The sequence below is a fragment of the Nonomuraea sp. NPDC049269 genome (assembly GCF_043197155.1).
GTDB lineage: Bacteria > Actinomycetota > Actinomycetes > Streptosporangiales > Streptosporangiaceae > Nonomuraea.
The window spans coordinates 655,076-668,235 of the sequence record NZ_JBICSO010000005.1; the positions used below are offsets into that span (position 1 = coordinate 655,076).

11 protein-coding genes are annotated in these 13,160 nt (G+C 71.0%); 6 read left to right on the plus strand and 5 right to left on the minus strand.

The genetic code is table 11. The features are described from left to right. Positions 1 to 143: 143 nt before the first annotated feature. The 3 genes from ACGFNP_RS30425 to ACGFNP_RS30435 all read right to left on the minus strand — a co-directional run bounded on the left by ACGFNP_RS30425 (position 144) and on the right by ACGFNP_RS30435 (position 4,554). Positions 144 to 2,651, minus strand: a complete 2,508-nt coding sequence (locus ACGFNP_RS30425; protein ID WP_358326019.1) for a DUF3516 domain-containing protein — start codon at positions 2,649 to 2,651, stop codon at positions 144 to 146. Positions 2,652 to 2,724: 73 nt separating this feature from the next. Further along, complete coding sequence (locus ACGFNP_RS30430) at positions 2,725 to 3,222, minus strand: N-acetyltransferase family protein (RefSeq protein WP_358325309.1); 498 nt, start codon at positions 3,220 to 3,222, stop codon at positions 2,725 to 2,727. Between the two features lie 48 nt (positions 3,223 to 3,270). Further along, entirely contained in the window at positions 3,271 to 4,554 is a 1,284-nt protein-coding gene (locus ACGFNP_RS30435; protein WP_393324772.1) for an acyltransferase family protein, read from the minus strand. Between the two features lie 197 nt (positions 4,555 to 4,751). Between ACGFNP_RS30435 and ACGFNP_RS30440 the strand changes: the two genes are divergently transcribed. After that, entirely contained in the window at positions 4,752 to 5,987 is a 1,236-nt protein-coding gene (locus tag ACGFNP_RS30440; protein WP_358325315.1) for a sensor domain-containing protein, read from the plus strand. Continuing rightward, positions 5,978 to 6,625 (plus strand): response regulator transcription factor, encoded by a 648-nt coding sequence (locus tag ACGFNP_RS30445; protein ID WP_358325318.1) that lies wholly within the window; start codon positions 5,978 to 5,980, stop codon positions 6,623 to 6,625. The genes ACGFNP_RS30440 and ACGFNP_RS30445 overlap by 10 nt, the downstream gene beginning before the upstream one ends. A 63-nt stretch (positions 6,626 to 6,688) precedes the next feature. On the opposite strand, the gene mihF is transcribed toward ACGFNP_RS30445, so the two are convergent. Both mihF and ACGFNP_RS30455 read right to left on the minus strand, forming a co-directional pair. Further along, positions 6,689 to 6,994, minus strand: coding sequence for an integration host factor, actinobacterial type (mihF, locus tag ACGFNP_RS30450; protein WP_358325321.1), 306 nt, complete (start codon positions 6,992 to 6,994; stop codon positions 6,689 to 6,691). Between the two features lie 593 nt (positions 6,995 to 7,587). Further along, on the minus strand, positions 7,588 to 8,859 hold the full coding sequence (locus ACGFNP_RS30455) for an ROK family protein (RefSeq protein ID WP_393324775.1): 1,272 nt from the start codon (positions 8,857 to 8,859) through the stop codon (positions 7,588 to 7,590). Positions 8,860 to 8,900: 41 nt separating this feature from the next. Between ACGFNP_RS30455 and ACGFNP_RS30460 the strand changes: the two genes are divergently transcribed. The 4 genes from ACGFNP_RS30460 (at position 8,901) to ACGFNP_RS30475 (ending at position 13,160) form a co-directional block, all read left to right on the plus strand. Continuing rightward, a complete protein-coding gene (locus ACGFNP_RS30460) occupies positions 8,901 to 10,112 on the plus strand; it encodes an MFS transporter (RefSeq protein ID WP_393324777.1) in 1,212 nt (403 codons plus the stop codon). 293 nt (positions 10,113 to 10,405) lie between these two features. Beyond that, entirely contained in the window at positions 10,406 to 11,434 is a 1,029-nt protein-coding gene (locus ACGFNP_RS30465; protein WP_358325329.1) for a LacI family DNA-binding transcriptional regulator, read from the plus strand. Beyond that, positions 11,431 to 12,345, plus strand: coding sequence for a sugar ABC transporter permease (locus ACGFNP_RS30470; RefSeq protein WP_358325332.1), 915 nt, complete (start codon positions 11,431 to 11,433; stop codon positions 12,343 to 12,345). The genes ACGFNP_RS30465 and ACGFNP_RS30470 overlap by 4 nt, the downstream gene beginning before the upstream one ends. Then, positions 12,342 to 13,160 (plus strand): carbohydrate ABC transporter permease, encoded by an 819-nt coding sequence (locus tag ACGFNP_RS30475; protein ID WP_214638808.1) that lies wholly within the window; start codon positions 12,342 to 12,344, stop codon positions 13,158 to 13,160. The genes ACGFNP_RS30470 and ACGFNP_RS30475 overlap by 4 nt, the downstream gene beginning before the upstream one ends.

Consider the following 13,160-nt stretch of genomic DNA (forward strand, 5'->3'; position numbering starts at 1 on the left):
TGCGAGATCTCGGACAATCCGCCGAATGTCTCGATCTTGAGACATTGCTATGACGCGATGACGAACTTGGCTGTCGGAGACTTAGATGACAGGCGTGTGCCGGGGCGCCCTTGCCAGTCCGCTCCGGCACACGGCTTATTTCGTCAGAGCCTGTTGAGGCCCTGCACGTGCACCACCGCGCGGCCCTCCTCGTCGGAGCCGGCCAGGTCGATCTGCGCGTCGATGCCCCAGTCACCGTCACCGGCCGGGTCCTTGATGGTCTGACGCACCTTCCACAGGCCGTCCTCCTCCTCGATGCGCAGCAGCGCGGGACCCCGCGCGTCGGCGTCGGTGAAGATCTCCTCGTGGTCGGCGTAGTAGGCGTCGAGCGCCGCGCCCCAGTCGACGTCGGGCGCCAGCTCCGCCAGCTCGTCCTCCTTCTCGATGGCGCAGAGCTCGACCAGGCGGAACATCGCGTTGCGCACCAGCACCCGGAAGGCCCGCGTGTTGGCGGTGACCGGCCGGACCTTGGCCTCCAGCTGGTCCTTGCGCTCCAGCGCCTCCTCGGGGTTGGCCAGCTTCTCCCACTCGTCGATGAGGGAGGAGTCGACCTGCCTGACCAGCTCGCCCAGCCACTCGATCAGGTCGATGAGGTCCTCGGTCTTGAGATGCTCGGGGACCGTGCGCGACAGCGTCCGGTAGGCGTCGGCCAGGTAGCGCAGCACCGTGCCCTCCGACCTGGCCAGCTCGTAGAACTGGATGTAGTCGGCGAACGTCATCGCCCGCTCGTACATGTCGCGCACCACGCTCTTGGGGCTGACCGTGTAGTCGCCCACCCACGGATGCCCGCGCCGGTAGGTCTCGTAGGCCCCGAGCAGCAGGTCTTCGAGCGGCATCGGGTACATGACCTCGGCGAGCTGCTCCATCCGCTCCTCGTACTCGATGCCGTCGGCCTTCATCTGCGCGACCGCCTCGCCCCTGGCCTTCTTCAGCTGGGCCGACAGGATCTGACGCGGGTCGTCGAGGATGGACTCCACGATCGACACCGTGTCGAGGGCGTAGCTCGGCGACTCGTGGTCGAGCAGGTCGAAGGCGGCCAGCGCGTACGTGGACAGCGCCTGGTTGAGCGCGAAGTCCTCCTGCAGGTCGATCGTCAGCCTGGCCCGCCGGCCCTGCTCGTCGGCCTCCGTGAGCTGCTCGACGATGCCGCCCGCGAGCAGCGACCGGTAGATGGCGATGGCCTGGCTGATGTGCCGGCGCTGCCACTTGCGGTCCTCGTGGTTGTCGGTGAGCAGGTGCTTCATCGCCTGGAAGCAGTCGCCGGGCCGGTTGATGACCGCGAGCAGCATGGCGTTGGTGACCTTGAACCGGGAGTTGAGCGGCTCGGGCTCGGCGGTCTGCAGCTTCTCGAAGGTCTCCTCGCTCCAGCCGACGAACCCCTCCGGCGGCTTCTTGCGGGCGTAGCCGCGCCGCCGCTTCGGGTCGTCGCCGATCTTCGCCAGCGCCTTGGCGTTCTCGACGTCGTGCTCGGGCGCCTGGCAGGCGACGTAGCCGATGGTGTCGAAGCCCGCCCGCCCGGCCCGCCCGGCGATCTGGTGGAACTCGCGGGCGCGCAGGCGGCGCACCTTGTTGCCGTCGTACTTGGACAGCGCGGTGAACAGCACGGTCCGGATCGGCACGTTGACGCCGACGCCGAGCGTGTCGGTGCCGCAGATGACCTTCAGCAGCCCGGCCTGGGCCAGCCGCTCCACCAGACGCCGGTATTTGGGCAGCATCCCCGCGTGGTGGACGCCGATGCCGTGCCGGACGAGCCGGGACAGGGCCCGGCCGAACCGGGTGGTGAAACGGAAACCGCCGATCAGCGTGGCGATGGCCTCCTTCTCGGCCTTCGTCGCCATGTTGATGGACATCAGGGACTGCGCCCGCTCCATGGCGGCGGCCTGGGTGAAGTGCACCACGTAGACGGGGGCCTGGCCGGTGCGGAGCATCTCCTCCAGCGTCTCGTGCAGGGGCGTCATCCGGTAGGAGTAGATCAGCGGCACCGGCCGCTCGGCGTGCTTGACGACCGCGGTGGGCCGCCCGGTGCGCCGGGTCAGGTCGCGCTCGAACATCGAGACGTCGCCGAGCGTCGCCGACATCAGCACGAACTGCACGTTCGGCAGCTCCAGCAGCGGCACCTGCCAGGCCCAGCCCCGGTCGGGCTCGGCGTAGAAGTGGAACTCGTCCATGACGACCTGGCCGATGTCGGCCGCCGCGCCGTCGCGCAGCGCCACGTTGGCCAGGATCTCGGCCGTGCAGCAGATGATCGGGGCGCCCGGGTTGACGCTGGCGTCGCCGGTCATCATGCCGACGTTCTCGGTGCCGAAGACGGAGACCAGGTCGAAGAACTTCTCCGACACCAGCGCCTTGATCGGCGCGGTGTAGAAGGTGCGGACGTCCCTGGTCAGCGCTGCGAAGTGGGCACCCGCCGCGACCAGGCTCTTGCCGGAGCCCGTCGGGGTGGCCAGGATCACGTTGCTCCCGGAGACGACCTCGATGAGCGCCTCCTCCTGGGCGGGATAGAGCGTGAGCCCCCGTTCGGAGTTCCAGGTAACGAACGCGTCGAAAATGGCGTCCGGGGCGGCGTCGATCTCTTCCGGCAGGCGGTCAACGAGGAGGCTCACACCCTCTATCCTGCCGAAGTTTGCCGGATGGTCGAACCCAACCGGGTCCGGCAGCGCCCCATGACCGTCCGATATCGCCGTGCTAGGCGAGTTCGAGCTGGTAGAGGATGGTGTCGATCCACCGCCCGTGCTTGAACCCGACCGCCTTCAGCCGGCCCGCCTCCGCGAACCCGAACGCGGCGTGCAGCTTCAGCGACGCCGGATCGCCGCTGTCGGCGATCACCGCGATCATCTGCCGGGCGCCGCTCTCGGCGGCGCGGGAGATCAGCTCGCCGAGCAGCCGCCGGCCCAGTCCGCGCCCGGTCGCGCCGGGCGAGAGGTAGATCGTGTCCTCGACGGTGTGCCGGTAGGCGGGCTTGGGGCGGTAGCGCGCGCAGTAGGCGTACCCCAGCACCTGGTCGCCCTCCTTGGCCACCAGGAACGGCAGGCCCGCCTCGGTGATCGCCGCCGCCTTCAGCCGCCACGCCTCGGTGTCGAGGGGCGTCTCGTCGAAGGTGGCCACCGAGTCCGTCACGTAGTGCGCGTAGATCTCGGCGACACCGGGCAGGTCGGCTTCCGACAAGGGCTGGATGTGCGTCATGTGACCATATTCTTCGAGGATTCGGATGACCACCGTGTTTCCGAATCCTCACACACGTGCCCTCGGACCGGTAAGCAGCAGTCCGCCCAGGATCGCCAGAACCGCCAGGAACGGCGTGTTGCCGGGCGCGAACCCCGCCACGGTCAGCGCCAGCAGCCCGCCGCCGACCAGCGCCGCCGAGATGAGCGTGCCGCGCCACGTGGCCTCGCCGTACGGCAGCGCGGGCGGCTCCTCGAACCGGGAGAAGACCCTCAGCAGCGGCCACATCACCAGGCAGAGCGCCCCGAACCAGATCGGCCACCCGGCGAACCAGCCCAGGCCGCCCGGCGCCGGAGTGTCGATGCCGAGGCCGACGACGACCACACCGGTGACCGCGAACAGCGCCGGCATGTGCCACAGGTAGACGGTCATGATGCGCGGCCCCGCCCAGGCGAGCAGCTTCTCGGTCCGCAGCCGCAGGATCCACGGCCGCAGCAGCGTGGCCAGCCCGATCTGGCCGACCGAGACGGCCAGCATGGCCAGCGTGGGCGGGGCCATGTTCGACACCTCGGCGCCGGGCAGGCCGATCATGCTGCCCGGGTACGGGCCGAACGCCACGAGCAGCGCCGCGGCCCCGAATCCGCCGATCGCCATCAGCCCGGGGCGCGTCAGCCGTCCTTCGGCGTACCGGAAACCGAGTTGGTGCACCGCCAGCCAGACGAACACGATGTTGAGGTAGCCCAGCGCGTCCAGCCCGGTCGAGAACCGCACCACGTCCGTCAGCACCGCCCCGGCCGCCAGGACGACCGGGACGCGCAGGCCGTACCTCTCGTGCAGCCGCATCATGTACGGCGTGGCCGTGACCGCGATCAGGTAGACGGCGAGGAACCACAGGAGCTGGCCGGTCAGCGTCGAGCCCACCGCCAGCGGCTGCGCGGGCACGCCCAGAGTGACCAGCAACTGGGGCAGCGGGATCCAGACCGCGGCCAGCGGCAGGAGGGGCCAGGCCAGCCGGCGCAGCCGGGTGGCCAGCCACCGCGGCCCCCCGTGCGCCGCCCGGCCGAAGCTGATGGCGTTGGCGGCGCCGCCCGCGAAGAACACCAGCGGCATCACCTGGCTGACCCAGGTCACCACCCACACCCCCGGCGTCGACAGGGCGTTGCCGGTCGTCAGGCGGGCCCCGTCGAAGGTGAGCACCGGGATCGTCCAGTGCTGCAGCACCACCAGCGCCATGCCGAACACCCGCAGGATGTCGATGAACGGGTCCCTGACCGCCGCCCGCCGCGCCGGGGCGGGGCGGACCGGTACAGCGGCCTCCGGCAGGGGCGCCGGGTGGTCGAGCAACGCGGTCATGGGGGGCCTCGATTCATCCGAGTAGGTGAGGCCTCAAGACTTCCGCCACGACCGCTCCGGCACAGTGCCGTGAGCCGCCCTCTTCCAGGCAAGATCACACCACCAAGGAAGGTAGGGCAGGCCCTACCGCCATATACCTGCGCACCGGGTCGATCCGGGCGTGGCACCGTCGTACGGTGAACGCCATGCGCTCCCTCATGAGACGTGTCCTCCTGGACACCCGCTACACGCTGGTCGGCTTCCCCACGGCCGTCATCGCCTTCGTGCTCCTGGTCGCCGGGATGGCCGCCGGTGTGGGCACGGCGATCGTGTGGGTCGGTGTGCCGCTGCTCGCGGGCACTCTCATGATCGCCCGTGGTTTCGCGGACGCGGAGCGCGGCTGGCTCTCCGACGTGCTCAAGCGCCCGCCGGTACGCCCCCGCTACAAGCCCGCGCCCGCCGGGGCCGGGCGGTTCCGCCGGCTGGTGAACCCGATGACCAGCGGGCAGTCATGGCTCGACCTGCTGCACGGGTTGCTCAACTTCCCGCTGGCCATCGTGTCGTTCGTGCTGACCGTGGTGTTCTGGGCGCTGCCGATCGCCGGGCTGACCTACCCCCTGTACGGCGTCATCACCTCGCGCATCCCCGACAACGTCGAGCTGCCCGAGCTGCTCGGCATCGGGCGGGGCTACTGGGTGAACTCGATCTTCTACGTCGTCCTCGGCCTGGTCGCCCTGCTCATCATGCCGATCATGACGCGCGCCTCCGCGCTGCTGCGGTCCGGGCTCGGCCGGGCGCTGCTGACCGGCGTCGCAGAGCTGCAGGAGCGCATCGACGACCTGGCGGAGGGCCGGGCCGCGGCCGTCTCCGCCGAGGCCAACGCGCTGCGCAAGCTGGAGCGCGACATCCACGACGGCCCGCAGCAGCGCCTCGTCTCGCTGGCCATGGAGCTGTCCAGGGCGCAGCGGCAGATGCGCAAGGACCCCGAGGCCGCGCAGGCCACGATCAGCTCGGCGATCAACGCCACCCGCGAGACGCTCGACGAACTGCGCGCCCTGTCACGCGGCATCGCGCCGCCCATCCTGTCGGACCGCGGCCTCGCCCCGGCCCTCGCCGCCCTCGCCGGGCGCTGCACCATCCCGGTCGACCTCGACGTGCAGACCGTCCAGCGCTACCAGGCCGCGGTCGAGAACGCCATCTACTTCGTCGTCGCCGAGACGCTCACGAACGTCGCCAAGCACAGCCGCGCCACCATCTGCACCATCCAGCTCATCCGCATCGGTGACATTCTCATGCTCACCATCGGGGATGATGGGGTCGGCGGCGCACACGTCGCCAAGGGACACGGTCTCGCCGGTCTGGCCGACCGGCTCCGCGCAGTCGACGGGGAGCTGGCCGTGCAGTCACCCGACGGCGGGCCGACGGTGATCGTGGCGGAGGTGCCGTGCGCGTAGTCGTGGCCGATGACGCGGTATTGATCAGGGAGGGCCTGGTCAGGCTGCTCGAAGAGTTCGGCTGCGAGGTGGTCGCGACCGTCGGTGACGGTGACGGGCTCGTCGCGGCGGTGGCCGAGCACCGGCCGGACGTGTCGGTGGTCGACGTGCGGATGCCGCCGTCGTTCACCGACGAGGGGCTCAGGGCCGCCGTGGAGGCGCGCCGCCGGGTCCCGGGGGCGCCGGTGCTCATCCTGTCGCAGTACGTCGAGGTCTCCTACGCCGACGACCTGCTCGCCGACGCCCGGGGGGCCGTGGGCTATCTGCTGAAGGACCGGGTCGTGGACGTGGACGAGTTCATGGAGGGGCTCCGGCGGGTCGCCGCCGGGGGGACCGTGTTCGATCCTCAGGTGGTGTCCCAGTTGATGGTGCGCAGGCGCAGGGACGACCCGTTGGCGCAGCTGACGCCGCGCGAGCGGGAGGTGCTCGGGCTGATGGCCGAGGGGAAGTCCAATCCGGCCATCGGCAGGCAGCTGGTCATCAGCGACGGCGCCGTGGAGAAGCACATCAGGAGCATCTTCAGCAAGCTCGGGCTGTACGCCGACGACAGCGATCAGCATCGGCGGGTGCTGGCCGTACTCGCCTATCTTCGGTCCTGACCGGCTTCGCGGGAGCGCTGGCCGGTCCGCGCGGCTTCGCGCGCGGACCTGGCCGCCCGGTCGTCAGCCGAGCGCTTCGACCAGCTTCTTGCGCTGCTGGGCGCCCAGGCCGCCGAGACGGCGCTTCTCGTCGACGCCGGCCTCCTCCATCAGCGCGGTGGCCTTGGCCGGGCCGACGCCCTTGACCGCGCGCAGGGCCTGCGACACCTTGATCTTCTTGGCGATGTCGTCATCGCGCTCCAGCAGCTGCGCGAAGGACAGCTCACCGGCCTTGACCTTGGCCAGCAGAGCGGTGCGAGCCGCGCGTGCCTCCGCGGCCTTCTCCAGAGCCGCCTTGCGCTGCTCGGGGGTGAGAGTGGGAAGTGCCATCTCGGTTCTCCTCGGGGAATTTGGGATCGGGGATTCTGTAACCCGTAGTGCAGTGGCTAATCATGGCGGATACCAGCGGTTCGTGTTGTGGAAAGCGCCCGCTCAGCGTGTGTGCCACGTCGAAGCGGCCGTCTCGGCGCGCGCCACGTCCCGCGTGACCATGCCGCCGCCGGCCCCTGTGCCGCCGCCCACGCGTTCCTCCACACGGTAGCCCGCTCAGGGGGAGAGGCCACTTCAGAGGGACCCGAAACGCCCTTCTACCAGGTCGTACGGCCCCCCGACGGTCGCCGCCGGGTGGCCCTGGGCCGCCGGGCCTCCTCCGCAAGATCACGAATCGCCTGGGTGATTTACGCCCTTGCGCGTGGTATCCGTCACATTCGCCGTTCGGGCGTGTCGTGGGCGGCGAAAGTGGGCCGGCGACGCTCCGGCGAGGCGGGGCTGCGGGACGTCGACCAGCACCTCGACGTACGATGACGACATGGGGGTGTCCTTAAAACGGGAGGTCAGGATGCCGAACCGCGCCTTCCCCTGCCTCGCGAACCCGCGGCCGAGCCCGTCGGCCGGGTCGCTCGCGGCTGCCTTAGGCGGGGTGTCTACCCGCCGCCGTGCCAGGATTCGACGCCGGGGACGGTGAGGAACATGTCGAACACCGACTCCATGGCGCCGACCAGCGGACCGCGCCGGCCCAGGGCCGAGGGGGCTATCACAGGCGGCCGCTCGCCGCGGATCGTCATCAGACCGCGGCCGAACGACTCCATCAAGGTGGGGAGCGCTCGATCATACAGGTCGACGCCCAGGCCGGACAGGGTCACCACCGCCGGATCGTGCGCGTTCACCAGCGCCGCCAGCCCACGTCCGAGTGCTCGCGCGTTCGTCGCGACCGCGCGCAGCGCCGCCCCGCCATCCGGACGGTCGTCCGAGATCGGGGCCTGCCCGCTCTCTGAGCCGCCGGTTGCGTCCCTCTTCGGGCCGCTACCCGTCTCGGCGCCTGAATCGGCTGCGGCGAGGATGCGGCGGGCGTCGTCGCGGCCCTGGCCGCCGCCGTACGCCAAGCCCATGTGGCGCAGGAGCGCGTTCGCTCCGACCTCCAGCCCCCAGCAGCCGTACGCGCCGCACATGCAGGGCGCCTCGCCGCCCGTGAGCGGCATGTGGCCGAACTCGGCGCCCATCCCGCCGGCCCCCTCCAGCGGGCGGCCGTCCACCACGAGCACGCCGCCCAGGTCGAAGTCCACATGGATGTGCAGCCCCACCCCGATCCCGCGCAAGCGCCCGCGCCGCGCCTCGGCCAAGGCCGCGAAGGCCGTGTCGTTCCCCACTCGCGGCCCACCCGGGATCGCGGTGCCGAGGCCGAGCAGCGCGGGTACGTCCACCGAGCGCCAGCGCAGGTGCGCCACGTCCACCAGGCCGCCGTCGCGCACCGGCCCCGCCACGGCCACGCCCACCCCGATCACCCGGGACCCGAGCCGCCCGAGCTGCCTGCGCAGCACCTCGCCCAGCGGACCGAGGGCCCCCTCCGGCGTGCCGTCGTGCCGCCGCACGTCCAGCACCGTGGCCCGGCCGCCCAGCTCGCACGCCGCGACCTCCCACGAGTCCTCCCGGACGTCCACGGCCAGCGCCAGCGGTCCCTCGGGATGCGGGCCGGGCACCTGCGTGGGCCGTCCCCTGCCGTGCTCCGCCGACGGCTCCTCGTGCAGCAGCCGGTCGTCGACCAGGCCGCTGACCAGCACCGACGCCGTGCCTCGGGCCAGCGCCAGGTCCTGGGTCAGCTTCGATCGGGTGCGGGTCGCGCCGCAGTCGTGGACCGCCCGCAGCAGCCGCACCCGGTTGTACGCCCGCAGACCGGCAGTGGTCGTCGCACCGTTCATCACCATTGTGTGCGCCTCATCCGGGTTATTATGCTCTAGTCGTGAACAAAAGAGACGCCAAGCGCGCCCGTATCGCAGTCTTCTCCTTTTTCTTTCTCAGCGGGTTGGTGATGGGCCTGTGGGCGGCGGGGTTGCCGTCGCTCAATGACCGCCTGGAACTCGGCCCGGCCAGGCTCGGCAGCGTCCTGCTGCTGGTGTCGTGCGGCGCGCTGGTGTCGATGCTGGTGGCGGGGCCGCTCGTGGACCGGTGGTCGAGCCGGGTCGTCTGCTGGTTCGGCGGCCCGCTGTCGGCGGCCGTCCTGCTCGGGCCCGCCCTCGCCCCCTCCTACCTGGCGCTGGCCGTCCTGGCCGTGGTGTTCGGGATCGGCCTGGGGGTGACCGAGGTGGCCATGAACGCCCACTCGGTCGAGGTCGAACGCGTCTACGGCCGGCCGATCATCTCGGCCTTCCACGGCACGTGGAGCCTGGGCGGCGCCACCGGCGGCGCGCTGACCGCCGGGGCGCTGAAGGCCGGGCTGGACCCGCAGGCGCTGCTGGTGGGGGCGGCGATCGTGGTGCCGTTCCTGTACGTGCCCGCGGCCCGGCTGCTGCTGCCGGACCCGCCCCGGCACGTCGCCGGGGACGAGGCCGCGCCCGCGAGCAGCCCGCTGCGCTGGGGGCTGGTCGCGCTGCTCGGCGTCGCCGCGTTCGCCGGGCACCTGAGCGAGGGAGCGGCCATCGACTGGGCCGCCCTGCACGCCCGCTGGGTGCTGCACACCGACCCCGCCGCCGCGCCGATCGCCTACACGATCTTCTCGGTGGCCATGACGACCGTGCGGCTGCTGGGCGATCCGATCCGGGCCCGTCTCGGCTCCGTGCGCACGATCCAGCTCGCCGGACTGGTCGCCACCTGCGGGTACGCGCTCGTCCTCGGCGCGCCGCTCACCAGTGACGGGCTCCAGGTGGTGTGCGCGTGGACCGGCTGGGCGCTCGCGGGCGTCGGGCTGGCCACCGTCATTCCGGTGATCTTCAGCGCGGTGGGCGCGGCGGGCAGCCGGGTCGGCCGCGCGCTGGCCCTGGTCACGGCGTTCGGCTACAGCGGGCTGCTGGTGGGGCCCGCGCTGCTCGGCTACCTCGCGCAGACCTGGTCGCTCCGGGTCGCGCTGATCCTCCCGGCCCTGCTGGCCGCCGCCGTCGCCCTCGCGGGCACACCCGCCATCCGCGCCCTGACCCGCACCCCCGCCCCCGTCCCCGTCCCGGCGGACTCGCACTGACCCGACCCGACCTGGCACGGCGGGCGGGCACGACCCCGCCAGCCGGCCCCGCACCGCTGGCCCGCCGGCCCCGCCGCCCCGCTGCCCTGCGGGCCCGCCGCCCGTCCGCCCGTCCGTCGGTCCGTCCGTCGGTCGGTCGGTCCCGCAGGCGGGCTGGAGCGCCAGTAGGGGCTTGACCTGGTGTTATGTGATCGTGACTTGACCCCGTCCGTTACGTGCATGTTTCATGTGCCACACGCCGTAAACGTTTACAGAAATTTACGGAATTATCGGACGCGCGTGGAAGGAGAGCCTTGGCCGACGGACCCACGATCACCACGATCGCCGAGCGCGCGGGCGTCTCCATCGCCTCGGTCTCGCGGGTGCTGAACGGCCTGCCGACCAGGCAGGAGACCGTGCGCAAGGTGATGGCCGCCGCCGACGAGCTCGGCTATGTGCGCAACGCCGTGGCCAGATCGCTCAAGTCACGCCGTACGCACCAGGTCGCGTTCGCCATGGCCGACGTCGGCAACCCGGCGTACCTGGCCATGCTGCGGGAGATCCAGCCCGTGCTCAAGGCGGCGGGCTACCGGCTGGTGCTGCACTCCACCGACGCCGTCGCCGCCGACGAGATCGACGTGCTGCACAGCCTCGGCGAGCGCTACGTCGACGGGCTGATCATGAGCCCGCTGCGTGTCACCGAGACACACCTGCGGATGCTCGCCGCCGCCCGGGCGCCCGTCGTGATCATCGGCTCGGTGCCCGAGGGGACGCGGGTCGACAACGTACGCGCGGACTCGCGCACCGGTGTCCGGCTCGCCATCGACCACCTGTACGCGCTCGGCCGCCGCCGGATCGGGATGGTCAACGGCCCGCTCGACACCGTGCCGGGAGCCGCCCGCGGCGCCGCCTACCGGGAGGCGCTGGAGGCGGTCGGCCTGACGTACGACGAGCGACTGGTGGAGATCGGCGACTTCTACCGCGAGGAGGGCCGTCGCGCGGTGGCGGCGCTGCTGCGGCGGGTGCCCGGCATCGACGCGCTGATGTGCGCCAACGACCTGATCGCGCTGGGCGCGCTCGACGTGCTGCGCGCGGCGGGCAAGCGGGTGCCGCAGGACGTGGCGGTGGTCGGCATGGACGACACCGACCTGGCCGCCGCCTCCTGGCCGTCGCTCACCAGCGTCTCGCTGGGCTCCGCCGAACGCGGCAAGGCCGCCGCCGAACTGCTGCTCGACCGGCTGCGCCACGGCGAACGCGAGCCCCGTCTGGTCACCGTCCTGCCTCGCCTGGTGGTCCGCGCGTCCACCGCGGGCGAGGCGTCCGAAGGAGGAAGGTCTTCATGACGACGGCGACCGCTACCAGGCCCGCGCAGGCGCCGCGGCGCAGGCGACGCAAGGGCGGCTCGCGGCAGAACCGCGAGATGTGGGTGCTCATGCTGCCCGCGCTGGTGCCGGTCCTGCTGTTCAGCGTGGGCCCGCTGCTGTACGGCATCGGCCTGGCGTTCACCGACGCCGAGTCGGGCCGCAACCACGTCACCAGCTTCGTCGGCCTGGAGAACTTCGGCACCCTGCTCGCCGACGAGGACTTCTGGGCGTCGATCAGGATCGGCCTGATCTGGGCGGTGTCGGTGACCGTGCTGCAGTTCCTGGCCTCGTTGGGACTGGCGCTGCTGCTCAACCAGAAACTGTGGTTCAGGGGGCTGGCCCGGGTGCTGGCCGTGGTGCCATGGGCGATGCCGCCCGTGGTCATCGGGCTGATGTGGCGGCTGGTCTACCACCCCGACGCCGGGATCGTGAACACCACGTTCGGCACCGACATCAACTGGCTCGCCGACTTCTCCTGGGCCCTGCCCGCCATCATCGTCATGGGCGTCTGGAGCGGCATGCCGCAGACCACGGTCGTGCTGCTGGCCGGCCTGCAGGGCATCCCCAGGGAGCTCTACGAGGCGGGCGAGGTCGACGGCGCGGGCATCTGGCGGAAGTTCTGGAGCATCACGCTGCCGCAGTTGCGGCCGGTCATCGTCACCATCACCTCGCTCGACTTCGTGTGGAACGTCAACCAGTTCACCCTCGTCTACGTGCTCACGCAGGGCGGTCCCGGAGGGCGGACGAGGCTGCCGATGCTGTTCGCCTACGAGGAGGCGTTCCGCTACGGCTTCTTCGGTTACGCGGCGACCATGGGCGTCACGATCGTGATCGTCGTGCTGGGCCTGCTCGGCTTCTATCTCTGGCGGCAGATGCGGGAGGCGTCATGAAGAAGATCCCGCAGTACGCGGCACTCCTGGCCTACATGGTCTTTCTGGCGTTCCCGCTGGTGTGGCTGCTGTCCACGGCGCTCAAGACGCCGCAGGAGATGGCCAACCTGCATCCGACGTGGATCCCGGACCGGCCGACGCTGGCCAACTTCACCGACGCCTTCGGTGAGCAGGACCTGGTGGGCGCGGGGCTGCGCAGCCTGATCGTGGCCCTGTCCAGCTCTGTGCTGACGGTCGCCGTCTCCCTGCCCGCCTCCTACGCGCTGGCCCGCTACCAGGGCGTGCTCAAGCGGGTGGCGCTTGGGTGGGTGCTGGTCAGCCAGGTGTTCCCGTTCATCCTGATCATCATCCCGCTGTTCATGGTGCTCAAGCAGCTCGACCTGGTGAACACCCTGTTCGGCCTGGTGGTCGTGCACGTGACGTTCACGCTGCCGTTCGCGCTGTGGATGCTGCAGGGGTACGTACGGTCCGTGCCGCGCGAGCTGGAGGAGGCCGCGGCCATGGACGGCGCGACCCGGGTCCGCTCGATCATCAGCATCGTCGCGCCGCTGCTCGCGCCGGGCGTGGTGGCGACGCTGCTCTTCTCGTTCATCTCCTCATGGAACGAGTTCCTGTTCGCGCTCGTGGTCCTCAAGGACCCCGATGTGATGACACTGCCGCTGACGCTGGTGAGGTTCACCGGCCCTGAGGGAGTGTCCAGGCTCGGCCCGCTGGCCGCGGCGTCGCTCATGGCGACGATCCCGAGCCTGATCTTTTTCGCAATCATCCAGCGACGGCTGAGGTCCGGCCTGATGGCCGGCGCTGTGAAGGGCTAG